This is a genomic window from Streptomyces sp. NBC_00234 (assembly GCF_036195325.1).
Classification (GTDB): Bacteria; Actinomycetota; Actinomycetes; order Streptomycetales; family Streptomycetaceae; genus Streptomyces.
In genome coordinates, this window is sequence record NZ_CP108101.1 from 131,982 (window position 1) to 156,150 (window position 24,169).

Sequence of the window (24,169 nt, forward strand, 5' to 3'; positions counted from 1 at the left end):
CTCGGTGACCGGAAGTCGGCGTCCTTACCGAGCCCCGCGATCACGCACTGGGACGCTCGCGCGGCGGGTTCACCACCAAGCTCCACCTGGCCGTCGAGCAAGGGCAGAAGCCCTTGTCGATCGTAGCCACGGCAGGGCAGCACGTGGATTCGCCTCAGTTCGAACCCGTGCTGGCGAAAGTCCGCGTGCCCGCAGCGGGCCGGGCCGGCCACGTGTCTGCCCGGACCGCGGGCGGGTGGACAAGGCGTATGCCTCCCGCAGGAACCGCGCCTACCTGCGCCGCCGTGGAATCCGCTGCACCATCCCGGGCATGGCCGACAGGGCCGCAACCGCAAGAAGTTGGTTCCCGCGGCGGTCGTCCGCCGATATCTGACCCGGAGGATTACAAGGCCCGCCACGCGGTCGAGTGCGACATCAATCGCCCCACAAGGCACCGCACCGTGGCCACAAGGTACGACAATCTCGCGGTCCGCTACGAGGCGACCCTCCTCGTAGCGGCCATCAGCGAGTGACCGTGAGCAGCGGTCAGCCGGACCCGGCCAGGATGGCGCGTGATCGTCAGGAAATCATCGCGGCGCGGTCGGACTCGCTGCGAAGAACGCAGAATTCGTTGCCTTCGGGGTCAGCAAGGACTGCCCAGCCCGAGCCATCGGGATTCCGGTGATCGGCGACGAGGGTGGCACCGAGACCGAGCAGCCGTTCCACCTCCTGCTCACGCGATGTCTCAGGGCGCAAACACAGATGGATCCGGTTCTTGATCTTCTTGGGCTCGGGTACCTGGCTGAAGTACAGCGCTGGCCCCTCCGCCAGCAGCACCTGCGTCTCCGGGGTGCCCGGTTTGTCCTCTGGATGCAGCGGACGGCCCGTCACCCTGCTCCAGAACCGTGCCAGCTCGTAAGCATCCGCACAGTCAATAGCCACGTTCTGCAATACCGAAACCATGCGCGCGAGCCTGCCTCACTTCCACACCAGACGCCACCAAGTTGCGCCGCTGTCGCGTGGTCCTTGCAGCGCGCGGAGGACGGCGAGGACATCGACGCGGAGATCGCCTCCGTGATCCTGGGTGATCTGGCTGCTCTCGTCAGCAGCGCCCGACGCCAGGGCCATGGGGTCTACTGCTGGTTCGCGTCTTGAAGTGGTTCTCGTCGAACCCGGGCGACGGTCTGCCGCGTGAACCCTTTCGCAGGCGGGCGGCCTGGCTGTCGGTCTGCTCCGGAATCGTGTGGCGGATACCCGCCGCCTCAGGTACTCGCGAAGAGGGCCGTTGCCATATACCTTGTCGGCCGCGAGGCCGTCCCGCTTCACACGTGGCTTTGCCGGTCCGGATCTGAGGACGCGGATCATCACCAGCACCGCGATGAAATTGGGGTAGTCCGCCCGCCGGCCTGGAGTGTTGATCACCTACCGGTGACCTCGCCACCGGCCCACAACGCCCGTTAACGAGGGCAGGAACGGCCGCAGCCGTTCCCACTCGGCATCTGTCGGATCGCCCCGCCCCATGTCCACATCGACAACCAGGACAAGCGACCGTCACACGATCGGCCGGACACGTGCTAGAGACCGCTCTGCCGTTCCAGGTGCTGAACGGCTCGGGCGGCATGCTCAGCACTGTGGCGTGCCTCCCGCAGGGCGCGCTCCGCCGCCTGGAGCGCCGAATCAGCCTCCGCCGCGGCAGCCCCGGTCTCGGCCTTGGCCCGCCGGGCCTCTTTCAGCTCGCGCTCCAGGCGGCGAACCCGCTCGGACGCCTCCTCGGCCTTCCCTCCGGCAGCCTCCTGCGCATCGCGGGCCTCATCGAGCTCTTGCTCGAGTCGGCCAGCCTTGGCATCGGCCTTCTCCGCTGTCGTACGCGCCCGTTCGAGGTCCTTTCGCCGATCCGCTCCACGCCCTGGCTTCTTCGGCTCAGGCCGTTCGGCCGGGGCCGGGCGGTCCGGAGCCGTCTCCGGGGTGACGGCGGCGAATCCGACCGTGGCTTCGGGCACCTTCACGAGGCGGCCCTTCGACCACTGCTCGGCAACGTCCGGGTGGGTAAGCACGGCGTGGAGGCTCTGCTCGATCTCGTGCAGCACCGTGCCGCTCACCGGCTGCCCGGCTTCCTTTGCCAGTCCTGCGGCCGTACGGGCCAGGGTGGTGATGAGCTGGTGCTGTTGGCGGGTCGCCTCACGCAGCCGCTCGGCATCGAGTGTCCGGTGGGCCTCCCGCAGCGCTTCCCCCAGCGCCAAGAATTGCTCCGCCTCCTGGCGCCGCTCACGGGGCAGAAGGTTCGAAGCCCACGCCGCGAGCGCCGGCCGCCGCAACGCGGCGATCGCCTTCGCCCCCGCCGTGTCCTTCGCCTTCCGAGCCTCGGCAGCGTACGCATCCCGCACCTGAACGAACTCGGCCGGCTTCAACCCGTACAGCTCATCGGCGATCTTCTCGACATCCACGCCACCCACTCTGCGCCGCCCACGCCCGGCCGACGCATCTCACCCGCCGCGCCGCCGCCGGTTGCCCGCCTCGATCACCCACCCGGGCCGCTGCTTCGTCGCGACCCCGCACTTTGGCTGCTTGTTTGCCTGCGGTCCGACCCAGCCTTTGCCCACGGTCCGATCCAGCATTCGTCCTGCAGCTTCCTTGCCCCCATCAACTTGTGGGCGAGATGCCGTCGAGCCATACCTGGATCCACTGGGGGAAGGTCTGGCGTGGCTGGTGTGATCAACGGCGTCTGAGCCGTCCTGGTTGCGTCCGTTCGCCGGGCTGAGCCCCGCTGCTTCAGCAAGTTAGTGACCGCAGTTCAGCGCGAGAGTGCAGCCTCCATGGACGGGTCATCCGTGGAGGCTGTCGCTTGGGGACCGTATTCCCTTGGTCGTGGCCTACAGGTGGCGTACCAACTTGGCCGTGCCCCAACTGGCCCTGCCGTTCGGCATTTCGAAGTCGGCGGCCCACCGGATCATCGACCACACCGGCCTTCTTCCGGCCTTGTCGGCCCGACGCCGGTTCGCGAGGGGCACTGTGCTGATCGTGGACGGGACGTTCGTGCCGACCCGCGATCACGCGGCGACCGAGCGGCCGAGGAACTATCGGTACTCCCTCAATCACCAAGTCGTCATTGATGCCGACACCCGCCTGGTCGTTGTGGTCGGACGGCCCCAGCCATCACAGGAAGGGGCCGAAACCAAGACGCGTCACGGGATACGCAACACACTCATTGAGGCTGCGCCATCTTGAAGTGGCTGGTCAGCAGGGGTGGGGTGACCCCGTTTCGGGCTGCTCGTACCGGTCGCGGGCGGCAGGCTGGGGTGTAGATCGTCTGGCGGGGTGGTTTTACCGATGAGTTCACCGTCCTCGAACGGTCTACCCAGCGACACGACCGTTCTCGACAGGAGTGCCATGTCCACTATCCAGCCAGTGATCATCACTGCCGACCAGGACGTCCTGCTCGGCTTCTATACGAAATTGTTCGGCGCCGAGGAGATCTTCCGGGTACCGGCGGAAGGCCCGGCCTTCTACCTCGGCCTACGCATCGGCGACACCGACCTCGGCCTGGTGGCCAAGACGGCCCCGGGGACCGGGGCGGCACCGCGGATCCTGCTCAGCATCGGTGTCGACGACGTCGACGAGACGCTCGGCCGGGTGGCGGCGCTGGGCGGCTCGGTCCGCAGCGGCCCCAACGACATGCCGTGGGGACAGCGCGTCGCCCACATCCAGGACCCCGACGGCAACCCGGTGAACCTCACCCAGCCGATCCCGACTCAGTGACGCTGTTCCGGGTGCTTGTGCTGGCCGTGGGCTGCCTGCGGTCCAGTTCATTTGCCAGTGGTGGCCTCGTCGATGTTCGTCAGGACGAGGGCGAAGCCGCGTTCGACCGGGGCGCGGCCGGCGGCCAGGATGCGGTTGGCTTCTCTTTCGGCGGGTGCGAGCTTGCGGGCACGGGTGGCTTTGAATCCGGTGACGACCATAACGACCATGGGGTCGTCCCTGTCGTCGTCCAGGCCGATAAAGCCCAGGGCGACCAGGGCGCCGAGACCGGCAGCGCGCAGGCGGGCCAGGATATGGCCGCGGCGGGCGGCGGTGATGTCGTGGGTGCGGCCGGGCCGGGCGGCCGATAGCCACACCAGACGGCCCCGCTCGTCGGTCAGCGCAAGCGCCTGCAGGCCGTGGCGGCGATGCTTGCCGGAGTAGTTCGGGCGGTTCGCCTCTCCGGTACGGCGCTGGGTGGGGCCAGTACGCGAGCCAAGCATCGAAGGCTCCTGCGGTTGAATCCCAAGCTTCGTGCGTGACCGACGGGTCGGAGCCGGGGCCCCAGGCCCCGTCGTGTCCGCTCTCCTGACGCTGCCACGTACGCGAGGTGTCCCCCGCCCTGCTCCCCGCCGACGGAGTGCGCCCGGGGGCCAGCCCTACCTGAAGTTGGGCGGGTAGCACGATCGTCCTGCGCAGTCACATCCGGAGATGCTGGCTTCCAAGCCGCTGGTTTCCCAATGATTTCTCAGGAGTTGGCTCGTGCGTGAGCAGGTATGGCAGCTATTTCGTTCGTCCGGGCGGCGGAGTGACCGGCGCAGAACCGTGCCGGTCGCAGCCGCAGTTGCCGTCGGCATCATGACGATGGGCACCCTGGCACCGCCCGCGGCGTCTGCCGCCGCCAAACCGGGCACCCCCCAGAAGGGCCTGAACGCGCTGGTGCACACCAACGGTGTGCCCGCCGCGCTGGCGAGCGTCGGAGACCGTGACGGCCGCACCCGCGCCTACTTTGCCGGGGTCGGCGACCTGGCGACCGGTGCTCAGGTCCCCCGTGACGGTCAGGTGCGCATTGGCAGCAACACCAAGTCGTTCACTGCGGTGGTCGTGCTGCAACTGGTCGGTGAAGGGAAGATCAGCCTTGACGCCCCGGTCGATACCTACCTGCCCGGCCTCGTCCGCGGGGACGGGATCGACGGGCGCCGCATCACCGTCCGCCAACTGCTCCAGCACACCAGCGGACTTCCCAACTACAGCAAGTATCTCAGCGAGAGCATCCGTTACTACGACCCCCGCGAACTCCTCGGCCTCGCTCTCCAGCACGAGGCCGACTTCGCCCCCGGGACGAAATGGGCCTACAGCAACACGAACTACGTGGTGGCCGGCCTGATCGTTCAGAACGTCACCGGCCGCTCCCTCGCCGAAGAGATCGACCGGCGCGTCATCAAGCGCATCGGATTGCACCACACCTACTTCCCCGCCCCGGGCGAGGTCGCGATCCGGGAGCGCCATCCCAGGGGCTACTACCAGGATTCGGCGGACGCACCGCTGATCGACGCCACGGAATGGGACCCTTCGTGGGCCTGGGCCGCAGGGCAGATGGTGTCCACCGGCTCCGACCTCAACCGGTTCTTCACCGCGCTGCTGGCCGGCAGACTCCTCTCAGAGGCGCAGCTTGACCAGATGCGCACCACCGTCCCCGCCAGTTACCCCTTCCCCGCAGGTGCCCGCTACGGGTTGGGGCTCGTGAGCACTCCTCTGTCGTGCGGCGGTGTGTACTGGGGCCACGGCGGCAGCATGACGGGATACGAGACCCGAGGCGGCGCCACCGACGAGGGTCGCGCCGCCAATGTCGCTGTGACCACGCAGCCAAGCCAGGCAACCAAGGAGCGCATGGACGGGGTCGTGGACACAGCCCTGTGCCGCTGAACCGGACCTAGAAGTGTCCGGCGGGTCACTGAGTCGGTCCGGTCGCAGTCGGCCTTGGGACCGAGTGGTAGCGGCTTTCACCGGTGTCCTGGATGCGGAGCACGTGGGGGGCCGTCTGTCTCTGACTCTGATGTGGTTCAGCGGCACCGACATGTCGGCTTCCAGCGGACCCAGTTGGAGGGTCGCTCGGACGCATTCACCCCAGGACGGCCCTCCTGCTCGCTGCCGCACACCTCGCTCCCTCACTCGACAAGCTTCTCCCTCACCAGCCTGAACCAAAGACGCTCTCAACCTCGCACGACGGCGGCAGCGTCGCCATCACCTCCAACGAGTCCTTCGGCAAAGCGCACATGTTCCGGCGAACCTGTGCCAGGCGGCACCGAAGCGTCACAGGTTGGGCTTGGAGAGCCACATCGGTCCGTACGACTGTGTGAAGTCTTCGGCTACTTCGTGTGTGGCGGGGTTGTCGGTGTCCAGGGCACGGCGCACGAGCTGGCCGAGGAGTTCCCAGGCTTCGATATGGGCGAGGAGCTCGGCGAGGCACCGGTACTCGTCATCGTCGGCCGAGCCGAGTCGCTCCAAAATGAGTGGTTCGATCAGCGATACCAGGTCGTCATGCGGGATGCAGTCGATAGCCTGCCGGGCGGCCAGAGCCCACCCGTGAGACAGGGAGAGGCCGACAAGGTCGCCGAGCAGAGCCGGGACGTCATCGGGGAGTGCCGCGAGGAAGTCGAGGGCGCCGCCCTGCTGCCATGGTCCTGCGCCTGCGGTCAGCGCGGCTTTGAGGAGCCCTGGCCTGTCGTAGGCCTTTTGGTAGAAGTCGGCTTGGCGGCGGTGCATTTCCCGCTTGGCCTCGATGAATGCCTGCCAGAGCTCGTCGTCGGATTGCGGGATGCTCATGGCCATTTCTCCGTCAGGGTGTCGGGGAGCCGTGTCCGGTCGACGTGGTCGGCGAGATAGATCACGACGCCTTCGGGTTCCATGCCGAGGGCTGCGGCAACGAGTTTGGGGTCGAGAATGTTCACCAGGTCGGAGAGGCGGGTGCATCGCAGCGTCCTGGGCGGGATGCCGCAAGGGTCCAGGACGTGGCTGATATAGGCGGTCGACGCCGGCGCCCGACCGGTCTCGGTGATCCGGGTGACCACCACGTGGGGATTGTCGGTGTGCTGGTTCTCGCGATGGGCCACGCATCGTTGCAGAACCGACCAGCTGGCCGGGTCCAGAGGCACCGGATTCGGGCGTTTGCCCAGACGGACGGGGCGGTCGGCCGGATCGATGTCGTCCACGAGCAGGAGCCGGACTTCTCGGCTGGAGGCCGCGTGCAGGAGGGCCAGGATGCCGAGCAGGGCTTCGTGGGGGTGCGCGTCGGTGGCAGTGGTCCAGCGGCGGAAGAGCTCGCGCTGCTGGCCGACGGCCACGGTGGTGATCACCGAGCGCACCGGTCTGCCCCCTCTCGATCGGCATCTCCGGGGACAACACCCACGACAGCCAGGCGCTGGAGCCGCTCGTGCGCGGAATTCCGCCGATCCGCTCCCGACGGGGGCCGCGCAGGCGGCGTCCCGCCAAGCTCCATGCCGACAAGGGCTACGACTACGACCACCTGCGACGATGGCTCCGCGCCCGCAATATCACCCCGCGCATCGCCCGACGGGGCGTTGAATCCTCCCAGCGGCTGGGACGCCATCGCTGGACGGTCGAACGCACTGTCTCCTGGCTCGCCGGATGCCGCAGCCTTCACCGCCGCTACGAACGCAAGGCCGAGCACTTCCTCGCCTTCGCCGGCATCGCCGCGGCACTCATCTGCTTCCGGCGCCTGTCACGTCAGATGTGACGCGGCGGCCTTTTGCCCTACGGGACGTTCCAAGCGGAGATGATGGGTTGCCCGTCCTCCGTGGCCAGGAAGCTGAGAGTGCCCGGATGCGGGTGGCCGAGCAGTCGGCTCGCGGACGCGTCGAGACCGAGCCAGCGCACGGTGAGCACGCGCGCCAGGTGGCCGTGCGCAACCACGGCGACATCTCCCTCGCTCAGCAGCGGACGGATGCGGTCCAGCACCGCGTCCGTGCGTGCGGCCACCTGCGCGAGCTCCTCGCCGGGGCGGGCGGCACCGGGAATGACGCCGTCGCGCCACAGGTCCCAGCCTGGCCTCGCCTCGCGGATCTGTTCGGCGGTCATGCCTTCGTAGCCGCCGTAGTCCCACTCCAACAGGTCGGGATCGGGCTTGGCCGCGGTCAGGCCAGCAAGCTCGGCCGTCCGCATGGCGCGGCTCAGCGGGCTACTGAACACGGCAACCAGACGGCGGTGGGCCAGCCTCGGAGCAAGAGCACTGGCCGCAGCCTCGCCCGCTTCGGTCAGAGCGACGTCGGTCCTTCCAGCGTGCCGGCCCGACAGGCTCCACTCGGTCTGGCCGTGCCTGATCACTATCAGCTCACCCATAGCCACGCACGCTATCTGATCTTGTGGCACGCCCGAGACAGCTTCTTCGCCTTCGCCTTCGCCACCGTCGCCGGTCCCTCATCGTCTGCGCTGGGCTCGCCAGATGAGATGACCTCTTAACTAGCCAGGACCGATGCCAGCGCTTCGTTCAGGTGATGCTCGGCGACCCCTCGCATGAAATCCCGGTCGGGGAAGTCCCCGTCGAGCAGGCGCAGCGGGCCGGCTGTCAGCGACAGATGCTGGGTGAGTTTGTAGAGCGCGAGGCGGTCCTCGTCGAGGCCGTCCACCGCCAGCCGCTGATACTGGCTGGCGGTATGGCGGAGGCGCAGGAACACGTGCTCCCACTCGACGTCGAAATACAGCAGGTTCTCGATGTCGATCACGACGGGATGGCCGTCCCGGTCGACCATGACGTGGTCCAGCCCCAGCTCGCCGTGGACGACAGAGTACTCGGCGCGTGGCCGAATCGCCGTGGTCAGCTGACGCAGCCGCTCCTCCAACTGATCGCGGGCGTCGGCGATCCTGTGGTCGCGCGCTGTCGCGTCGGCGAGACCGCGCAGCGCGAAGGCGAGCGCTGCCTGCTCGCACGAGGCCGACCGTGACGTGCCGCCCCCGTCGATCAGGGCGACCTTGCCGAAGGACGGTGCCCGGTGGCCGCGCATCATCGCCAGGCTCTCAGCGAGGCGCGTCATGGTCGGCTCCGCGGCGCGCGGGTCGCGGTTGCGCAGGTCCATCAGTTTCTCGCCGGGCACGTCCTCGACGATCGCCAGGTCGGCCGGGTAGTGCGTGCCGTCACGATCAGCCAAGTGGATCTCAAGGACCCGAAGGCCCAGCGCCTCCAGCCGCGCGTGCGCGGCTTCGAACAGGTCGAGCCCGATGCCGGGCGAGAACGGGTCGGCGAGGTCGCCGTCGTGCTCGGTGGCCGGCCAGTAGTTCTCGGAGTCCTCCCACAGATAGGCGATCGCCGTCATGGCGTCGTCCATCGTCAGCCGATAGACGCCCTTCGTGGTGCCGCCCGCGAGTCGCTCCACCGCCTCCAGCCGTCGCCCGCCGCCCAGTGCGGCCCGCGCCGCACCCGCCAACTGATGCCGCGTCACTTTCTTGGGTGCCACGCCCGCAACCCGCCTTCCGCTTTGATAACTGGGGCACCCTACGCGAGTCATCGTTCATCGCCGAACGAATTGCTCCGAAGGGGTCATGCATGATTCAAGAACGGGTGTGGGATGCGTGCGGCCGGTCGGACTCTTCAGTCGATCGCCGCCCTGCGACCGGGATTGCGCCGGCCCCCTGCCTTGCGTCGGGCTTCTGTGGTGTGCCGGGGCCACCGGGTCCGGCCGTGCTGTTCGGTGCCTGCGGACAGGTGGCCGATGGTGGCGTAGCTGCGGACAGCGGACGAGTCGATGCGTGGCGCCGCGATCCGTCGGTCTCGGTGCGGTCGGTGCCGGTCGCGGTGCGATTGGTCGACCGCAGATGCAGCAAGAGACCGGTTGAAAAAATATGCAGACCGGTCTAGTTTGGCGTCATGGGACAGAAGGGCGCCGAGACGCGGGACCGACTGCTGGATGCGACACAGGAGTTGGTCGAGACCGGAGGTTACTTCGGCACCGGACTCAACCAGGTGATCGCGGCCAGTGGCGCACCCCGTGGTTCGCTCTACTTCCACTTCCCCGGCGGCAAGGACCAGTTGGTCGGCGAGTCCGTCCGGAGGGCCGGAGAAACGATCGCCGATGCCTTCGGGAACCTGGCGGACTCCAGCTCGCCGGTGGAGGAGTTCGTCGACGGGCTGCTGCGGCATCTGGGCGACCGACTCCAGGAGTCCGGGTGGCGCAAAGGATGTCCGGTGGCCACCGTGGCACTGGAGACCGCCGCGACCAGCGATCCCCTGCAGGAGGCGTGCTCGGAGGTGTACACCTCGTGGGAGGCGGCCCTGCGAGCACGACTGGCGGGCCGCCCGGGTGCCGACGACTTGGCGGTCACGATCCTGGCCCTGGTGGAGGGGGCGCTTCTGCTGGCCCGGGCGCACCGCAGCAGGGGGCCGCTGGACATTGTCGCCCGCCAGATCGGCGCCCTGTTGAGCTGACTCGGCCGCTCGACGCCGCGCAGCCGGACCAGGCCGACGCACCGGAACCGGCGGGTCCTTTTTTCGCCGAAAAATATGTAGACCGATCTATTAAGGAGCTTCATGGACGCGATCGTCTTCGGCGCGACCGGCTTCATCGGCCGCTCTCTCGTCGCCGAACTGCTCACCCGGGGGCAGCGGGTGGCGGCAGTCGTACGTAACGACTCCCTCACCCCGTGGCTGGCCTCCCAGGGCGTTGACACCGGCGGGCTCGTCATTGTCACCGGAGACATCACGCAACCCCTGTCGGGTCTCCCGGAGGTGCGCGACGTCTACAACACCGCCGCCCGCTTCGCCTTCGGCCTCGGTGTGCAGGAGGCACGGGCGACCAACGTCACCGGTGCGCTCAACGTGCTCGAGTGGGCCGCCACGCTGCCCGGGCTTCGACGGCTGGTGCACATCAGCGGATACCGGGTGAGCGCAACCGACGGCCACCCCGACTACGCAGAGCTGGGCGCGTACGAGGCGTCGAAGATGGAAGGTGATCTCGCGGTGCGCGCCCGGGCTCGCGCGTTGCAGGTCCCGCTGACCATCGTCAATCCCAGCACCGTGATCGGGCCGGGCCAGTACATCGGCCTGGCCACTCTCGTCGAAGACCTGTGGAACGGCCGGCTCCGAGCGCTGCCCGGCGGCCCCGACACCTTCCTGCCGATCGCCACGATCGACTACCTCGTGCGGTTCCTGGCAGAGGTCCCCGCCTCGCCCGCGGGTGAGCACTATTGGGTGCTCGACGACAATACGGGCCTCCTGCCCGAGCTGATCCGTACGATCGCCGACCACACCGGAGTGCGGGCGCCTAGTCGGAGCGTTCCCGTCGGTCTGCTGCGGCGCCTGCCCCGCAAGCTGACCGGGGCCGATCCCGAGACACTGTCCTTCCTGTCGGCCGACCGCTACCCGACAGCCTCCGCCCACGCCTTGGCCGCGAGCGCCGACTTGGAGATGCCTCCGGCCGCCGACGCCCTGCGCGCGTGGGCCGACGACCTGGTGGCCGCCCGCTTCGGTGCCGCATCACCCTGGCTCAGCCCCTACGGCTTCCGCACCGTGGCGGGCACCCGTACCTGGGTGACCGGCGAGCGGCACCAACCCGACCATGTCCTGCTGCACGGACTGCCGATGAACGCCGACCTCTGGGCTCCCCTCGCCGCCCGCCTCCCCGGCCCGGTCCTGGCCCCCGATCTGCCGGGCCTGGGACGTTCGGCCGCCACAACCCAGCCGGTGGAGACGTGGCTGGCCGACCTGCTGAGCGCGGTACGGAGCCGCCCGGTGCTGGTCGCGCACTCGATGGCCTGCGGACCGGCGCTGCGCTTCGCTGTCGATCACCCCGACCGCATCAGCAGACTCGTCCTCGTCTCCCCCTCGTTCCTGCAGGCGCCCGCTTCACGGCTGGCCCGTTCCGGCCTGGCCATACCGCTGTTGCGTCGCATGTCCGCCGCTCGGCTGGCTCGTACACTCGGCGTCCCCGAAGGGGCGGAGGTGCGGAGCGCCGCAGCGGACCTGCGCCGTAGCGGGGTGGCGCGTCGGGTGGCCACAGCAGTACGCACGGACCTTGCCGAGCATCAGCAGTCGCGGGCGCTGCTGGACCGGGTGAGGGTCCCGGTCCAGATCATCGTGGGCGCGGCCGACCCGCTGGTCCCGGCCTTCGACCACCCGGCGACCGAGATCGCCGGGGCCGGGCACTACCCCCAGCTGACCCATCCCGCCCAAGTCGCCCGGCATCTCGCCGCTTCCCCCGCTTCGATCGGCGAATGACGCCGAGTCCGCCGCGCTCCGAACCCCTCCACGCGACGGGTGCCGCGACGCGGCTGGAGCGCGGCCAAGTTCTCTCGGTGACAGATGGTTCGCCGAGTTGAACGATGTGGTCGAAGAGTGGGACCGGCAGGACGACACCCGCTGCATCGGTCCAGGCCCAAGACGGTCATCTCTACGCCTGGCGCTGGGGAAGTGGTCGTGCCGCGCGAGAACGGGTGTGTGCCATCAGTGCCCGGGCAACGACGGCGACGGCGGCCGGTACGCCGAAGTTCAGTGCCAGGAGAGGCAATTCCTCTCTCAGGGTGTAGCCGATGTTCACGCCCAGGGCCATGTTGAGCAGCATGAGGAGCAGCCAGAAAGGGAGGAACACAGCTGCTGCCGCATCAAGCGTGCGTACGATCGTCCGTTGGCTGTTCCAGACCGCCGCCAGCTGCAGAATCGCCGCCCAGAGGGCGATTCCCGCTGCCAGGACCCAGGGTGTGCGGGCGGAGTCGATATCTGATCCGCCCGCGGACCACAGGCCCAGGGCGACGGTAGCGGGGACGGCGAGAACGAGGACGGCGAGGCCGGCTTCCAGGCGGGGTGGGTGCCCTTGCGCGATTCCTCCCAGGGCGTTGACCACCACCACGACGAACCACACGGAGCAGAACACGGCGACGGCGACCGTGGCGGAGTTCCCTGCCTGGGTCACCAGGAGGGAAGCGAGGACGAAGACGGTGCCGGTGAGGACGAGGCCCACGAGCACGAGGCGCAACGAGCGCATGAGGAGATCTCCGAAGAAGGGAGCGAGCCACAGGCTCGGTCGCTGAGGGGCGGGGCAGCGCCGGGGCAAGGGTGGGCCGGTCCGGGCGTGCTGTTCGGCCCACGTCCCGTCCTGCCTCTTGCTCCGTCGGGTCCGGTTCGGACCCGGGGTTCCTACGCGGTGATGCGCATCAGGGTGATGCGGTCGTCGTGCACGGTGAACGCAAAGTGGGAGGGTCCGTTGAAGCCGTCGCCACCGACCTGCGCCGTCACGGTGACGGTGTCGTCCTGACTCGTGAACTCCGAGACCCGCAGGGTGACGTTCGCACCGATGAACTCGGTGTCGCTCCAGGCGCGCATGGCGTCGTGGCCGGTGAAGAGCCGGCCCCAGTCGTCCACGGCACCGCCGTCGGTGAAGGTCCTCAGCCACGCGTCGGTGTCATGGGCGTTCGCAGCCTCCAGGGACGCGGTGACGACAGGAGGCAGAGCAGGACGGGCGGACATCGGGGAACTCCTTGGTGGACGAGGGAGAGGAGGCGTGGTGGAGGAGCAACTCGTCGCCGCCCACCCACCGGTCACGAGCACAGCCGTGAGAGCGGCAGCGCGAAGGGTCTGCGCCGATGCTCGGCGGCCCGGTGACGACCGGCTCATACGGGCCGGCTTTCCGGTTCGGAGCAGGCAGGCAGCGAAAGCGCGTCCTGCCGGGTGGAGGCGTCGCCCTGCAGGGGGCCGGGGCCGTTCAGAAGGGTCCGCGCCTGGGCGAGGGCCCGGTCGGAGAGGATCCGCAACTCCTCAGTGGCCGCCCGGATCCCACGGCGTTCCGCCGCAGTGCGGGTGGCCACGGTTTCGAGCCGGTGCACGGCGCCTGCGAGGCGCCCTGCTCGTTCCTGTGCTTCTCGCGGGCTCGGCGCACCGGACGGTTCCTGTGCGGTGAAGCGCAGTACTGCTTGCAGCGCCCGGCGATGGTGACGCACGGCCCAGCGACGGGTCACCACCTGCGACACCGCCACGGCTGCGGCACAGCCAAGGAGGGTTTCTCCGGCGCGTGAGGCCAACAGGGGCCCCACGGGCAGCGCCGGCCCGGCGGCATCGGTGAGGAGCAGCGCCATGGGGGTGACGAACACCATCGCCAGCGCGTAGTTGCGGGCGACGAAGAGTTCGGTGCCCAAGGTCAGCGCCGCCAGTACGAGGGCCGCGACCAGATCGCGGGGATGAGCCAGAAGCAGCAGGCCGGCGACCAGGCAGCCGGCCAGTGTGCCGGTCAGCCGCTGTACTGCACGCAGAAGCGCGGTGGCTGCCTGGTTGCCCCGTCCCAGGACCGCCGCGGTCGCTGCCATGGCCCAGTACGGGCGCTCGGCGCCTACGGTGACGGCAGCGGAGCCGGCCAGGGCGACGGCGAGGGCGCTGCGCGCCGCCATGACGACCAGGGGTGATGCCTTGGGGTTGAGGGACCACCGGGCCCGGGTGAGCCGTGCCCGGAGCGTGTCCGTGAGCATCGGCGTCGTCGTGCTCGGCCGACTCCGGCGTTGTCCGGCGGCGGTGAGGGCGGCAGCTGTGGCGCCTGTGGCCGCGGTGGCCAGGACCGACGTGAGTGAGGTACCAGGAAGGACAGTGCCGAGGGTGCACAGCAGGATGAACATCATCGCTCCCGGCGGGCGGGGGGCGAGCGCCGCGCACCCGTATGCGACGACGGCTGTCCACGCGGTGGTGACGGCTACCGCGGACCACGGCCCCGTGGCCAGGGTGCCCGCCGCCAGGGACACGCTGAGCGCGGCTGCCGCCGTGGCGACGCCGACGGCTTCGCGCCGTGCGGTGCCGTCGGTGGCGTAGAGGGCAGCCAGTGATCCGGTGCTGGCGATCAGCCCGGTGTTCGCGTGGCCGGTGGCGGCTCCGATCGTCACCGCGAGGCCCGCGCAGAGGGCTGCGGTGAGGGCCACTCTCAGACGTGTCAGGTTGGGGGCGAGAACGAGCAGGCCGCTGGTGAACGCGGGCACTTCTTCCTCCTTGGGCGCGCGGCTTCGTGCCCGGCCAGGCGCCGGAGTCGTAGGCAGTGGGGCGTCGAGGATGCGACGGGCGGGCCGGTCCCAGGTCGCGGCAGGCGGTGCCGGACGGGTCAGACGGGGTAGGTGGTGTGGCGGTCGGCGAGGGTGATCCACCGGGTCTCGGTGAAGAACTCGGCTCCCCATTCGCTGCCGAAGTGGCCGTAGCCGCTGTCCTTGACGCCGCCGACGGGGGCTTGCGGTTCGTCGGACACCGAGTGGTCGTTGACGTGGACCGCGCCGTGGCGCAGCAGTCGGGCGACCGCGAGTCCGCGGGATCCGTTCTCGGTGTAGACCGCACTGGAGAGGCCGTACGGGGTGTCATTGGCCAGGTCGACGGCCTCTTCCGCGGTGGCCACGCGGAAGAGCGTGGCCACGGGCCCGAAGACTTCCTCGTGGTAGATGCGCATGTCGGGGGTGACGTCGCTCAGGACGGTGGCGGGGTAGAAGGCACCGTCGGCGTCCCCACCGCCCGCCAGCACGTTGGCACCCTTGTCGACTGCGTCCCTGACTAGTTCGGCCACGCGTCGCGCGGCCCGGTCGTTGATCAGCGGTCCGACGAGCGTGTGCGGGTCATCGGGGTCGCCCTGGCCGAGGGTGGCGATCTTGGCGAGGAATGCTGCGGTGAAGGCGTCGTACGCACTGTCCTGGACGATGACGCGGTCGACGCACATGCAGATCTGGCCGGAGTTCATGAACTTGGCGACGGTGACGCCCGCGGCCGCGTAGGCGATGTCGGCGTCGTCCAGGACGACGATGGGGTTCTTGCCTCCCAGCTCCAGGATGGCGGGTGTCAGGTGTTCGCCGGCCAGACGGCCCACGATGCGGCCGACAGGGGTGGAGCCCGTGAAGTTGACGCGGCGTACCCGGAGGTCGGCGACCAGGGCGGCGACCACTTCGGGGGCGTCCGCGCGGTCGTTGGTGACGACGTTGACGACGCCGGCGGGCAGTCCCGCCTCCGTCAGCAGGTCGGCGAGGAAGTATCCGGAAGTGATGGGCCCGTCCTCGCTGGGGCGGATGACCACCGGGTTGCCGGTGGCGAGGGCGACGGCGATGGCCCGGGCGCAGAGGATGAGCGGTCCGTTCCAGGGGACGAACGCGGCGACGACTCCGGCGGGTTCCCGTACGGCCATCGACCATTCGCCCGGCACGTCGGTGGCCAGGACGGAGCCGGTGGGCGAGGTGGCCATGGTCGCGGCCTGACGCATCAGCGTGGCGGCCATGTGGACGTTGAAGGCGGCCCAGATGCGGGTGCCGCCGGTCTCGGCGGTCATGATCTCGGTGAATTCCGCTACGCGCTCTTCGAGCAGATCGGCGGCGTCGTTCAGGATCTGCCGGCGTCGGGAGGGCGCGGTGGTGGCCCACCCGGTGAACGCTTCCTGCGCTGCGTCGACGGCGAGCTGAACGTCGGCCGGTTCGGCCGCGGGCACACGGACAAAGGGTGTGCCGGTGCGCGGGTCGAGGTCCTCGGTGGTGCGGCCGGAGACGGCGGGGATTTCCTTGCCGCCGATCAGCAGGCCGCGGGTGGAGGCGGTGGGCAGAGGGATCACTGTCATGGCGGAGCTCCTGGAACGAACCGGGCCTGGGGCGGCCGGTGGTGGGCAGAGGGGCCGGTGCGGAGCCGGGGAAGGGCTCCGCACCTAGGGTCTTTCGTTTGGATCAGGCCGGATCAGGGAGTGGGGTCTGGTGTGGGCAGCTGCAAGGCGGAGGAGGGAGTCGACGCGGAGCGTCGGTGACCGACGACAACGCCGCAGATGCGCGCGCCAGGGCACGCGAGCCCGGCATGATCCAAACGAGAGGCCCTAGGAGGGGCAGGGGTTCCGTCTCCGCGAGGCCGCGGGGCCTTCGGTGGGCGGGGGTCAGCTGTTGTGCGGGTGGAGGAGGTCGTCCAGGCCGATGCGGGTGAGGAACTCGGCGCGGATGTGGTCGGCGACGGCGCTGACGGTCTCGCTGCCGTCGTTGGCGGGATCGATGTGCACGCGGAACGGGCGCTTGCCGTGCTCGGTGCCCACGACCTCGACGATGGCGTCGGCGACCTGGGAGACGTCGGCGTCGGCCGGGGCGAGGTCTGCCAGTCGCTGGGAGACCTGGTCCATCAGCCCGGCGTAGTGCGCCTCGTAGTCGGGCACGACGGTCTGGTCGCCGGGACGGCCGCCGGTGGCGAAGTGGTTGGTGCCCCGGGTGAACGAACCCGGGACGATGATCGAGGTCTCGACGTTGAAGCGGGCGAGCTCGGCGGCGTAGGAGACGGCGAGCGCGTCCATGGCGGCCTTGGCCGCGAAGTACGGGGCCAGGTAGGGCGGGGTGCCGCCCTTGGTGGAGGTGGAGCCCACCCACAGCACGAGGCCCTCGCGGCGGGCGCGCAGGTGAGGCAGCGCGGCCCGGTTGACGCGCTGGGTGCCCAGGACGTTGGTGTCGTAGACGGCGACCATCTCGTCGGGGGTGAACGCCTCGGTGGGGCCGGTCACCATGTGGCCGGCGTTGTGGATGATCACGTCCAGCCGTCCGGCCTCCGACAGGACCGTGGCGATCGCGTTGTCCGCCGACTCCTGTGAGAGGACGTCGAGTTCGACCGTGCGCAGGTCTACGCCGTGCTCGGCGGCATAGCTCTTGGCGTCCGCGACCCGCTCGGCGTTGCGGGTCGTGGTGTTGCGCATCGCCGCGTACACGGTGTGCCCGGCGTCGGCGAGGGCACGGGCGGCCAGCGCGCCGAAACCGGAACCGGCGCCGGTGATCAGAATGGTGCTGCTCATGGGAGTTCTCCTGTTGGTGAGGGTGTGACGGGGTGGAGCAGGGTGGGTGGGACGGCACACCGCCTGGGTGATGCCTCGCCGCAGATCGAGGGGATCTGGATCGGTGGGTGACGGGGGCGGGGCAGCCCGGGTGCCCGCGTCTGGGCGGGGGCGGGCGCGGCAAGGTCAACTGGTGCGCCCAGCACGGTGAAGGGTCAGGCGAAGGTGATGACGGAGCGACCGCCTCCGGAACCGGTGGCCATGGCGTCCAGCGCCGCCGGGGCCTGCTCCAGTGTGATTGGCGTGACGGAGGGAAGGATGTCGTGCTGCGCGGAGAAGGCGAGGGCGTCCCGCAGGTCGTGGGGCGAACCGGACGGGGAGGCCATGACCCGGAGGCGGTTGAGGACCATCGGCTGGGTCGGCAGGGTCAGTGGGTCGCTGCCGTAGCCGCACAGCAGCAGCGTGCCGTCGGGGGCCAGTCCGCCCAGGGTGGCGGAGGCCGCGGCAGTGGACGGGGCGGCGTTGAGAACGAGGTTCGCGCCGCCGTCCCACGACGCGAGCGCGGCGGCCGGGTCGGTGTCGGCGGAGGCGATGAACAGTTCGGCGCCGAGCTCCTTGGCCTGGTCCTCGCCGCGTGCGGAGCGGCCGATGACGGCCACCCGGGCGCCCATGGCCACCGCGTAGCGCACGGCGAGCGCTCCGATGCCGCCCGCCCCGATGACCGCGACGCGGGAGCCGGCCTTCGCGCCGCCCTGGCGCAGTCCGTTGAAGGCGGTGACGCCCGCGCACATCAGCGGTGCCGCGGCTACCGGGTCGAGGCCGGCGGGCAGGGGCGTGACGTACGGCGCCTTGAAGAGGGCGTATTCGGCGTATCCGCCGTCGGCGACCACGCCGGTGATCCGCTTGCGGGGGCAGAGGATCTGCTCCCCGGCGGCGCAGTAGCCGCAGTGGCCGCAGGAGTCGTAGAGGAACTGTGCCCCCACCGCGTCGCCTGTGGCGAGGCCGGTGACGCCCGCTCCGACAGCGGCGATGGTTCCGGTGATCTCGTGGCCGGGCACGACGGGGAACCGGGCGAAGGGGTAGTGGCCGCGCAGCAGGTTGAGGTCGGAGAAGCACACACCGCACGCGGTGATCTTCACGAGGACCTCGCCCGGCCCGGGCTCGGGTACGTCGCGCTCGGTGAGGGACAACGGGGCTCCGGCGGCGGTGGCTATGGCTGCACGCATCGAAGGACTCCAAGAAGTGGGGGTGTTCGCGGTTCCGGAATGCGATGTATGCGGTTCGCGTCCGGTTACCCGGGGGTCTCTCCCGGTGTGTCTCCACGATCTCCCGGCGGCCGGTGGCGGCGATACGGGTTGCCTGGCCAGCACTTCCAAGTATCCGGACAGGCCGTACGGAGGTAACGTGCCTGGTCATGCGTGGTGCCCGCCGTGCGCTCCTCGCCGTTGAGGAGTGCAGGGCAGGCAGCGCCCAGCGGGTGTACCGGGGTGAGGTGGTGCGTCAGAAGCCGGTGCGGAAGGTGGCGCGGTAGGCGGTCGGAGTGGCTCCGACCCGACGTGCGAACTGCAGCCGGAACGCCTCGTGGGTGCCGAAGCCGACGCGCTCGGCGATCCGGCCCACGGTCAGGTCGCTGGCCTCCAGCAACTGCTTGGCCCGCTCGATGCGCTGCTCGCTCAGCCAGGTCACCACGGTGCTACCGGTGACCTCACGGAACTTGCGGCTCAGGGAGCGCACACTCATGTGGGCGTGCGCGGCCACGTCGTCCAGCGTCAGCGAGCGGTCGAGGTTCTCGCGCATCCAGGCGAGTGTGTCGCCCAGCCCCTGGGCGTCCGAGGGCCACGCGTGCATCACGAACTGCGACTGGCCGCCGTCACGGTGGGGCGGGAACACCAGGATGCGGGCGGTCCGGTTGGCCCGTTCCGTGCCCAGGTCGCGCCGCAGGATGTGCATGCACAGGTCCATGCCGGACATCACTCCGCCCGAGGTCAGCACCTGGCCGTCGTCGATGTAGAGGTGATGGTCGATGACCCGGACATCAGGGTGCCGCTCCTGCAGCAGGCGCGAGAACATCCAGTGCGTGGTCGCCCGCCGCCCTGTCAGGACGCCGGCCTGGGCCAGGGCGAACGCTCCGGTGCAGATGCCGACCATACGGGCGCCCCGTCGGCCCGCGGCGCCGATCTGGGCCAGCAGTTCCGGATCGACGGCGGCCATCGGGTCGCCCATGGCCGGCACGATCACCGTGTCCGCCTGACTCAGGGACTCCGGCGGGCGGACGTCCCGCATGTCCATCCAGTCACCGAGCGTGCGCGACGTGCCGGCCGCCCCGACGAGGTAGGTCTCGTAGGGAGCCAGGTCCCAGTTGGGCAGGGGGCGGTCGAGGTCCGGCTTCGGACCGAACACGTCCATCGGCACGGCCAGGCCGAGGGGAACGAGGTTCGGCAGGACGACCAGAGCGACCCGGTGCGGCGCATGGCCGCCTGGTCTGCGGCCCGTCACAGTCCGTCCAGCGCGGTGGTGAAGTCGGCCAGCAGGTCGTCCAGGTCCTCCAGCCCCACGGCGATGCGGACGGCCCCGGGGGAGATACCCGCCGCGGCCAGTGCGGCGTCGTCGAGCTGACGGTGGCTGGTCGAGGCGACGTGGGAGACCCCTGTGGCCGTCCCGCCCAGCGAGGTGACGATGTGGCACAACCGGAGGCTGTCGCAGAGCCGCAGAGCCGCGCTCTCCCCGCCACGGAGGGTGAGGGTGACGACGCCACCGAACCGGCCGGGCGCCAGAACGGCACAGGCAAGAGCGTGGTCCGGGTGCCCGGACAGGCCCGGGTGCTGGACCGACTCGACCTCAGGGCGCGCGCCGAGCCCTTCCGCGAGCCGAGCCGCGGTCCGGTTCTGGCGCTCGACCCGTAGCGGAAGAGTCTGCAGCCCCCGCAGCAGGAGGAACGCCTCATCGGGTGCCAGCGATCCACCCAGATCCGTGCGCAGGGCGCGCACGGCATCCAGATGGTGACGGTCGCCGACAACGACCCCGCCGGTGGCGTCGCTGTGCCCCCCGATGTACTTCGTGGCGGAGTGCACCACCAGATCCGCACCCAGGGACAGGGGGCGGCACACCACCGGAGTGGCGAACGTCGAGTCGACCGCGAGCAGCGCTCCCCCGGCGTGCGCCACCGCGGCGAAGGCGGGAATGTCCGCCACCCGCAACGTCGGGTTGGAGATCGTCTCGCACCACACCAGCCGGGTGGTCTCCGTCATCGCCGACGCCGCCTCCTGCGGCGAGTCGACGAACGAGACACCGATCCCCCAGCGCGGCAGCACCCGGGTCAGGACGTGGTGCGTGCCGCCGTACAGCTGCCGCTGCGCAACGACGTGATCGCCGGAGGAGAGGAAGGCCAGCAGCGTGGTGGTGATGGCAGCCATGCCCGAGGCGAAGGGCTGCGCCGCCTGCCCTCCCTCCAGCGCGGCAACGGCCCGGGCGAACTCGTCACTGGTGGGGTTGTCGATCCGGCTGTACGCGTAGCCCTGGGTGTGGTCCGTCATGACCGCGGCGAAGCTGTCCGAGGAGTCGAAGGTGAAGGTGGCGGTGCGGTGCACGGGGGGCGCAGCAGGCCGGCTCAGCGAGCCGGTGCGGTGCGCAGGTGGGTGGACGGCGCGGGTCTGCAGCGCGTCATCGGCCCGGTGTGCCTGCGTCATCGGACGTCTCCTGATGCCGGGGATGCGGGCACGGGGCCGGTCATCGGGTCCGGCCAGCTTCTGACGAGGCCCTTGGGTGTCCGCACGGGAAGGCCGCGGCGCACCCAGTACTCGTAGCCGCCCAGCATCTCCTTGACCGGGTAACCGAGCAGGGCGAACTGTTCGGCGGCCCGCGTACCGGAGTCGCAGGCGGGGCCCCACCCGTAGGTGACGACGACGCCGGACGCGGGCACGATGCGGGCCGCGTCCGTCGCGACGGACGCGGCCCGCATCGGGACGGCGCCGGGCAGATGCCCCTGCCGCCAGTTCTCGTACGGCCGGGAGTCGATGATGACGAGGCCGTCGACACCGGCCTCCAGGTCTGCGGCGACGTCGTGGACGTCGGTGTGGACCGCGAGCTGCGCGGCGAAGCGGGCAGCCACCGCACCGGCGTCGCCGGGCTGGGGAAGAGCACGTTTGACCAGGGACATTCGAAGATCCTTCGGAAGCACAAGGGACGTCGAAACGACGTCTCCCTGGATCTTCCGACGGTCGGCCCCGCCCCCAACAGTGGCGAAATTGCTGGTTACCGTGCAATTCCCGCCACGTCGAGAACGGCGGGAGCCGACGCTCCCCCGTGCGCGAACGCCCTGCGGTACGCGGTAGGAGAGGTGCCCATGACGCGGTGGAAGTGGTGCCGGAAGGTGGCGGGGCTGTCGAATCCCACCGCTGCCCCCACCTTCTCCACGGGAAGGTCCGAACCCTCCAGCAACGGCAGGCCGGCGCGGATCCGCTGATCGACCAGCCATCGGATCGGGCTGGTGCCCGCCCGCTTCTGGAAATGCCGCACGAAGCTGCGCTGACTCATGTTCGCCTGCCCGGCAAGATCGTCGAGCGTGACGGTGTCCGTCAGGTGCTCCAGCGCCCAGCCCATCGCACGCCCCACCGCGTCGTCCTGCCTCGGGGCCGGCACCGCGGCGTCGATGTACTGGGCCTGCCCGCCCTCTCGGTGCGGCGGGGCGACCATGTGCCGTGCGACGGTGTTCGCGGCCACCGCGCCGAAATCGGTCCGCACGATATGCAGGCACAGGTCGATGCCCGCCGTCGAGCCGGCGCTGGTGAGGACTTGGCCGCAATCCACGTACAGCACGCTCGGGTCCACCCGGACCGCCGGGTGGCGCGAAGCAAGGAGGGGCGCGAACTTCCAGTGGGTCGTGGCGTCCAGCCCGTCCAGCAGCCCCGCGTCCGCGAGGGTGAACGCTCCCGAGCAGATGGACACGATGCGGGCACCACGCCGGTGAGCCCGTCGCAGCGCATCCCGGACCGGCTCCGGCGTCGTTCCCGGAACGTCGGCGCCGGGCACGATCACGGTGTCCGCGAGATCGAGGGCCTCCAGACCGTGATCGACCTCCAGCGACATGCCGCCCGCGATCCGGAAAGGGCCACGCTGGGCGGCACAGACCCGCAGGTCGTACCAGGGAAGGTCCAGCTCGGCACGTCGCAGCCCGAAGATCTCCACCACGAGCCCCAGCTCGAACGGAGCCATCCCGTCGTAGACCAGGGCCGCGACGACGTGAGAGCGCCCCGAGGCTGCGTTTTCGGTGTCCACAAGGACCCAGGCTACGTCCGCCGCCACGGTGCTCCTGACGGCATCCCGTGTTGCACGCACGACACGCGCATCAACCGCTCCAGGGTCAGCGCAGGGCGCTCTTCGCCTGCCACTGGTCCCACGACACATTCCAGTCACCGAAGCCGTTGCCCGGTGCGACCGTGCCCTTCGTGTCGCGGCCGGTGATCTCGAACGGGTCACCCGGGCGGACCTGGCCGTAGAACCAGGCGGCGTCGGCAGTGCTCATGCCGATGCAGCCCGAGCTCATGTTGGCATTGCCGAACCACCGGTCGTTCCAGGGTGCGGCGTGCGCGTACATGCCGGACCACGTGAGCCGCATCGAGTGGTCGACCATCTTGTCGTACGCGTCGCCGAGGCCGACGGTCTCCGAGTTCATGTTGATGGTGCCCTCCTTGGCCATCAGCACCGCGGTGCCCCGCCAGGAACGCTTGTCGCCGCCGGGTGTGCCACCGGAGACCGGAATCGTGCGGACCGTCCTGCCGTCCCGTTCGAGGGTCAGCAGCTTGCGGTCGAGGTCGACCTTCGCAACCTGGCTGGTGCTGCCTATGGTGAACGTGGTCGAGTAGTCGCGGACGAACCAGCCGCCGTCTCCGGAGTCGGTGCCGTTCAGCTCGGCGTCGAGGGTGACCTTCGTACCGGGCTTCCAGTACTCCCTCGGCCGCCAGTCGACCCGGTCCCGGCCGGACCAGTCCTTCATCCAGCCCCAGGAACCCTCGGTCCGGTCCGAGGTGGTGATCTTCAGCTCCTTCTCCACCTCGGCCTTGTCGGTGACCGGATGGTCGAAGACGAGGGAGACCGGCTGCGCGATACCGACGGTCGTGTGCGTCCCCGGCCGCCAGTCGACCTTGTTGACCTTGTCGGCCCCGGCTGTTGTGAACACCGATGTGGTCGTGCTCTTCGTACCGGCCTTCGCCGCGGTGGTGGCCGTCACCGTGTACGAGGTGCCTGGTGCCGTCTTGCGTTGGGAGGCCCAACTCGCCCCGTCCGCGGAGACCGTGCCGCGCAGCGCGTGGCCGTCGGCGTCGGCAACCCTGACCGAGGTGAGGGTGCCTCCCGCCGCGGTGACCGTCACGGGAACGCCGGCCCTGACCCCTCGGCCCTCGGGCACCACGGTCACGGTCGCGGGGCGGACCCGTGCAGCCTCCGTGGCGCCGTGGCCGGCGCTCCGGACCGTGGTGTCGGGGCCGGATCCCGACGAACAGGCAGCGAGCGGTGCCAGTAGCACCGCGACCGCCGCGATGCGCACCTGTATGTGGCTCAACTGAGCCTCCGTCCATGGTCGATCGGTGGGAACACAGCGAATGTAGGGCGGACGAACCGCAGGTGAGAGGGATTGCGGCCGTGTGACGGCGACTGCAGGGAAACGGTCGCCGTCCGGTCACATACGGCGCGTGGAGGGGTCACGGAGGGCTGTGAGCATC

23 protein-coding genes and 3 pseudogenes are annotated in these 24,169 nt (G+C 69.8%); 8 read left to right on the plus strand and 18 right to left on the minus strand.

Annotated features, from left to right (window positions below; genetic code table 11):
* Positions 1-8: 8 nt before the first annotated feature.
* Positions 9-512 (plus strand): annotated as a pseudogene (locus tag OG230_RS36350) (transposase); the annotation flags it as partial.
* 46 nt (positions 513-558) lie between these two features.
* Here OG230_RS36350 and OG230_RS00700 read toward each other — a convergent pair.
* A complete protein-coding gene (locus OG230_RS00700; protein WP_328908149.1) occupies positions 559-942 on the minus strand; it encodes a VOC family protein in 384 nt (127 codons plus the stop codon).
* A 63-nt stretch (positions 943-1,005) separates the two neighbouring features.
* Here OG230_RS00700 and OG230_RS00705 point away from each other — a divergent pair, with 63 nt between their 5' ends.
* On the plus strand, positions 1,006-1,134 hold the full coding sequence (locus tag OG230_RS00705; protein WP_328908150.1) for a hypothetical protein: 129 nt from the start codon (positions 1,006-1,008) through the stop codon (positions 1,132-1,134).
* 419 nt (positions 1,135-1,553) lie between these two features.
* On the opposite strand, the gene OG230_RS00710 is transcribed toward OG230_RS00705, so the two are convergent.
* Positions 1,554-2,423, minus strand: a complete 870-nt coding sequence (locus OG230_RS00710; RefSeq protein ID WP_328908151.1) for a hypothetical protein — start codon at positions 2,421-2,423, stop codon at positions 1,554-1,556.
* 255 nt (positions 2,424-2,678) lie between these two features.
* Here OG230_RS00710 and OG230_RS00715 point away from each other — a divergent pair.
* Positions 2,679-3,126: pseudogene (locus OG230_RS00715) on the plus strand (transposase family protein); the annotation flags it as partial.
* 240 nt (positions 3,127-3,366) lie between these two features.
* Entirely contained in the window at positions 3,367-3,735 is a 369-nt protein-coding gene (locus OG230_RS00720; protein WP_328908152.1) for a VOC family protein, read from the plus strand.
* 47 nt (positions 3,736-3,782) lie between these two features.
* Here OG230_RS00720 and OG230_RS00725 read toward each other — a convergent pair whose 3' ends face one another.
* Complete coding sequence (locus tag OG230_RS00725; RefSeq protein ID WP_328908153.1) at positions 3,783-4,217, minus strand: transposase family protein; 435 nt, start codon at positions 4,215-4,217, stop codon at positions 3,783-3,785.
* A 259-nt stretch (positions 4,218-4,476) separates the two neighbouring features.
* Between OG230_RS00725 and OG230_RS00730 the strand changes: the two genes are divergently transcribed.
* Positions 4,477-5,640, plus strand: a complete 1,164-nt coding sequence (locus tag OG230_RS00730) for a serine hydrolase domain-containing protein (RefSeq protein ID WP_443051470.1) — start codon at positions 4,477-4,479, stop codon at positions 5,638-5,640.
* A 387-nt stretch (positions 5,641-6,027) separates the two neighbouring features.
* Here OG230_RS00730 and OG230_RS00735 read toward each other — a convergent pair whose 3' ends face one another.
* Positions 6,028-6,540 (minus strand): hypothetical protein, encoded by a 513-nt coding sequence (locus tag OG230_RS00735; RefSeq protein WP_328908154.1) that lies wholly within the window; start codon positions 6,538-6,540, stop codon positions 6,028-6,030.
* On the minus strand, positions 6,537-7,079 hold the full coding sequence (locus OG230_RS00740) for a hypothetical protein (protein ID WP_328908155.1): 543 nt from the start codon (positions 7,077-7,079) through the stop codon (positions 6,537-6,539). Before OG230_RS00740 ends, OG230_RS00735 begins: the two co-directional genes overlap by 4 nt.
* A gap of 8 nt (positions 7,080-7,087) precedes the next feature.
* On the opposite strand from OG230_RS00740, the pseudogene OG230_RS00745 reads away from it, so the two are divergent.
* Positions 7,088-7,471: pseudogene (locus OG230_RS00745) on the plus strand (transposase); the annotation flags it as partial.
* A 17-nt stretch (positions 7,472-7,488) separates the two neighbouring features.
* Here OG230_RS00745 and OG230_RS00750 read toward each other — a convergent pair.
* Positions 7,489-8,073, minus strand: coding sequence for a histidine phosphatase family protein (locus tag OG230_RS00750; protein ID WP_328908156.1), 585 nt, complete (start codon positions 8,071-8,073; stop codon positions 7,489-7,491).
* A gap of 116 nt (positions 8,074-8,189) precedes the next feature.
* Positions 8,190-9,170, minus strand: a complete 981-nt coding sequence (locus tag OG230_RS00755) for a phosphotransferase family protein (RefSeq protein ID WP_328911638.1) — start codon at positions 9,168-9,170, stop codon at positions 8,190-8,192.
* Between the two features lie 425 nt (positions 9,171-9,595).
* On the opposite strand from OG230_RS00755, the gene OG230_RS00760 reads away from it, so the two are divergent.
* Both OG230_RS00760 and OG230_RS00765 read left to right on the plus strand, forming a co-directional pair.
* Positions 9,596-10,153 (plus strand): TetR/AcrR family transcriptional regulator, encoded by a 558-nt coding sequence (locus OG230_RS00760; RefSeq protein WP_328908157.1) that lies wholly within the window; start codon positions 9,596-9,598, stop codon positions 10,151-10,153.
* Positions 10,154-10,255: 102 nt separating this feature from the next.
* Positions 10,256-11,941 carry an alpha/beta fold hydrolase gene (locus tag OG230_RS00765; protein WP_328908158.1) on the plus strand — a complete coding sequence of 562 codons (1,686 nt, stop codon included), beginning with the start codon at positions 10,256-10,258 and terminating at the stop codon, positions 11,939-11,941.
* A 172-nt stretch (positions 11,942-12,113) separates the two neighbouring features.
* Here OG230_RS00765 and OG230_RS00770 read toward each other — a convergent pair whose 3' ends face one another.
* The 11 genes from OG230_RS00770 to OG230_RS00820 form a co-directional block, all read right to left on the minus strand.
* A complete protein-coding gene (locus OG230_RS00770) occupies positions 12,114-12,704 on the minus strand; it encodes a hypothetical protein (RefSeq protein WP_328908159.1) in 591 nt (196 codons plus the stop codon).
* A gap of 152 nt (positions 12,705-12,856) precedes the next feature.
* Complete coding sequence (locus OG230_RS00775; RefSeq protein WP_328908160.1) at positions 12,857-13,186, minus strand: nuclear transport factor 2 family protein; 330 nt, start codon at positions 13,184-13,186, stop codon at positions 12,857-12,859.
* A gap of 143 nt (positions 13,187-13,329) precedes the next feature.
* Positions 13,330-14,676 carry an FUSC family protein gene (locus OG230_RS00780; RefSeq protein WP_328908161.1) on the minus strand — a complete coding sequence of 449 codons (1,347 nt, stop codon included), beginning with the start codon at positions 14,674-14,676 and terminating at the stop codon, positions 13,330-13,332.
* Positions 14,677-14,795: 119 nt separating this feature from the next.
* The gene (locus OG230_RS00785) at positions 14,796-16,277 is read right to left on the minus strand and encodes an aldehyde dehydrogenase family protein (RefSeq protein WP_328908162.1); all 1,482 of its coding nucleotides are present in this window, start codon (positions 16,275-16,277) and stop codon (positions 14,796-14,798) included.
* A gap of 303 nt (positions 16,278-16,580) precedes the next feature.
* The gene (locus OG230_RS00790; RefSeq protein ID WP_328908163.1) at positions 16,581-17,474 is read right to left on the minus strand and encodes an SDR family NAD(P)-dependent oxidoreductase; all 894 of its coding nucleotides are present in this window, start codon (positions 17,472-17,474) and stop codon (positions 16,581-16,583) included.
* A 194-nt stretch (positions 17,475-17,668) separates the two neighbouring features.
* A complete protein-coding gene (locus OG230_RS00795) occupies positions 17,669-18,679 on the minus strand; it encodes an alcohol dehydrogenase catalytic domain-containing protein (protein ID WP_328908164.1) in 1,011 nt (336 codons plus the stop codon).
* Between the two features lie 274 nt (positions 18,680-18,953).
* Entirely contained in the window at positions 18,954-19,949 is a 996-nt protein-coding gene (locus OG230_RS00800) for a GlxA family transcriptional regulator (RefSeq protein ID WP_328908165.1), read from the minus strand.
* On the minus strand, positions 19,946-21,139 hold the full coding sequence (locus OG230_RS00805) for a trans-sulfuration enzyme family protein (RefSeq protein ID WP_328908166.1): 1,194 nt from the start codon (positions 21,137-21,139) through the stop codon (positions 19,946-19,948). The genes OG230_RS00800 and OG230_RS00805 overlap by 4 nt, the downstream gene beginning before the upstream one ends.
* Positions 21,136-21,609 (minus strand): rhodanese-like domain-containing protein, encoded by a 474-nt coding sequence (locus tag OG230_RS00810; RefSeq protein WP_328908167.1) that lies wholly within the window; start codon positions 21,607-21,609, stop codon positions 21,136-21,138. Before OG230_RS00810 ends, OG230_RS00805 begins: the two co-directional genes overlap by 4 nt.
* Before the next feature lie 95 nt (positions 21,610-21,704).
* Positions 21,705-22,727, minus strand: a complete 1,023-nt coding sequence (locus OG230_RS00815; protein WP_328908168.1) for a helix-turn-helix domain-containing protein — start codon at positions 22,725-22,727, stop codon at positions 21,705-21,707.
* A gap of 85 nt (positions 22,728-22,812) precedes the next feature.
* Entirely contained in the window at positions 22,813-24,009 is a 1,197-nt protein-coding gene (locus tag OG230_RS00820) for a L,D-transpeptidase (protein ID WP_328908169.1), read from the minus strand.
* Positions 24,010-24,169 lie beyond the last annotated feature (160 nt).

Excerpts from the sequence above, each read along its gene's own strand:
- OG230_RS00750 (WP_328908156.1), bottom strand. The coding sequence starts at position 8,073 with ATGGGTGAGCTGATAGTGATCAGGCACGGCCAGACCGAGTGGAGCCTG.
- OG230_RS00765 (WP_328908158.1), top strand. The coding sequence starts at position 10,256 with ATGGACGCGATCGTCTTCGGCGCGACCGGCTTCATCGGCCGCTCTCTC.
- OG230_RS00785 (WP_328908162.1), bottom strand. The coding sequence starts at position 16,277 with ATGACAGTGATCCCTCTGCCCACCGCCTCCACCCGCGGCCTGCTGATC.
- OG230_RS00790 (WP_328908163.1), bottom strand. The coding sequence starts at position 17,474 with ATGAGCAGCACCATTCTGATCACCGGCGCCGGTTCCGGTTTCGGCGCG.
- OG230_RS00720 (WP_328908152.1), top strand. The coding sequence starts at position 3,367 with ATGTCCACTATCCAGCCAGTGATCATCACTGCCGACCAGGACGTCCTG.
- OG230_RS00735 (WP_328908154.1), bottom strand. The coding sequence starts at position 6,540 with ATGAGCATCCCGCAATCCGACGACGAGCTCTGGCAGGCATTCATCGAG.
- OG230_RS00795 (WP_328908164.1), bottom strand. The coding sequence starts at position 18,679 with ATGCGTGCAGCCATAGCCACCGCCGCCGGAGCCCCGTTGTCCCTCACC.
- OG230_RS00760 (WP_328908157.1), top strand. The coding sequence starts at position 9,596 with ATGGGACAGAAGGGCGCCGAGACGCGGGACCGACTGCTGGATGCGACA.
- OG230_RS00810 (WP_328908167.1), bottom strand. The coding sequence starts at position 21,609 with ATGTCCCTGGTCAAACGTGCTCTTCCCCAGCCCGGCGACGCCGGTGCG.
- OG230_RS00805 (WP_328908166.1), bottom strand. The coding sequence starts at position 21,139 with ATGACGCAGGCACACCGGGCCGATGACGCGCTGCAGACCCGCGCCGTC.
- OG230_RS00775 (WP_328908160.1), bottom strand. The coding sequence starts at position 13,186 with ATGTCCGCCCGTCCTGCTCTGCCTCCTGTCGTCACCGCGTCCCTGGAG.
- OG230_RS00700 (WP_328908149.1), bottom strand. The coding sequence starts at position 942 with ATGGTTTCGGTATTGCAGAACGTGGCTATTGACTGTGCGGATGCTTAC.
- OG230_RS00770 (WP_328908159.1), bottom strand. The coding sequence starts at position 12,704 with ATGCGCTCGTTGCGCCTCGTGCTCGTGGGCCTCGTCCTCACCGGCACC.
- OG230_RS00725 (WP_328908153.1), bottom strand. The coding sequence starts at position 4,217 with ATGCTTGGCTCGCGTACTGGCCCCACCCAGCGCCGTACCGGAGAGGCG.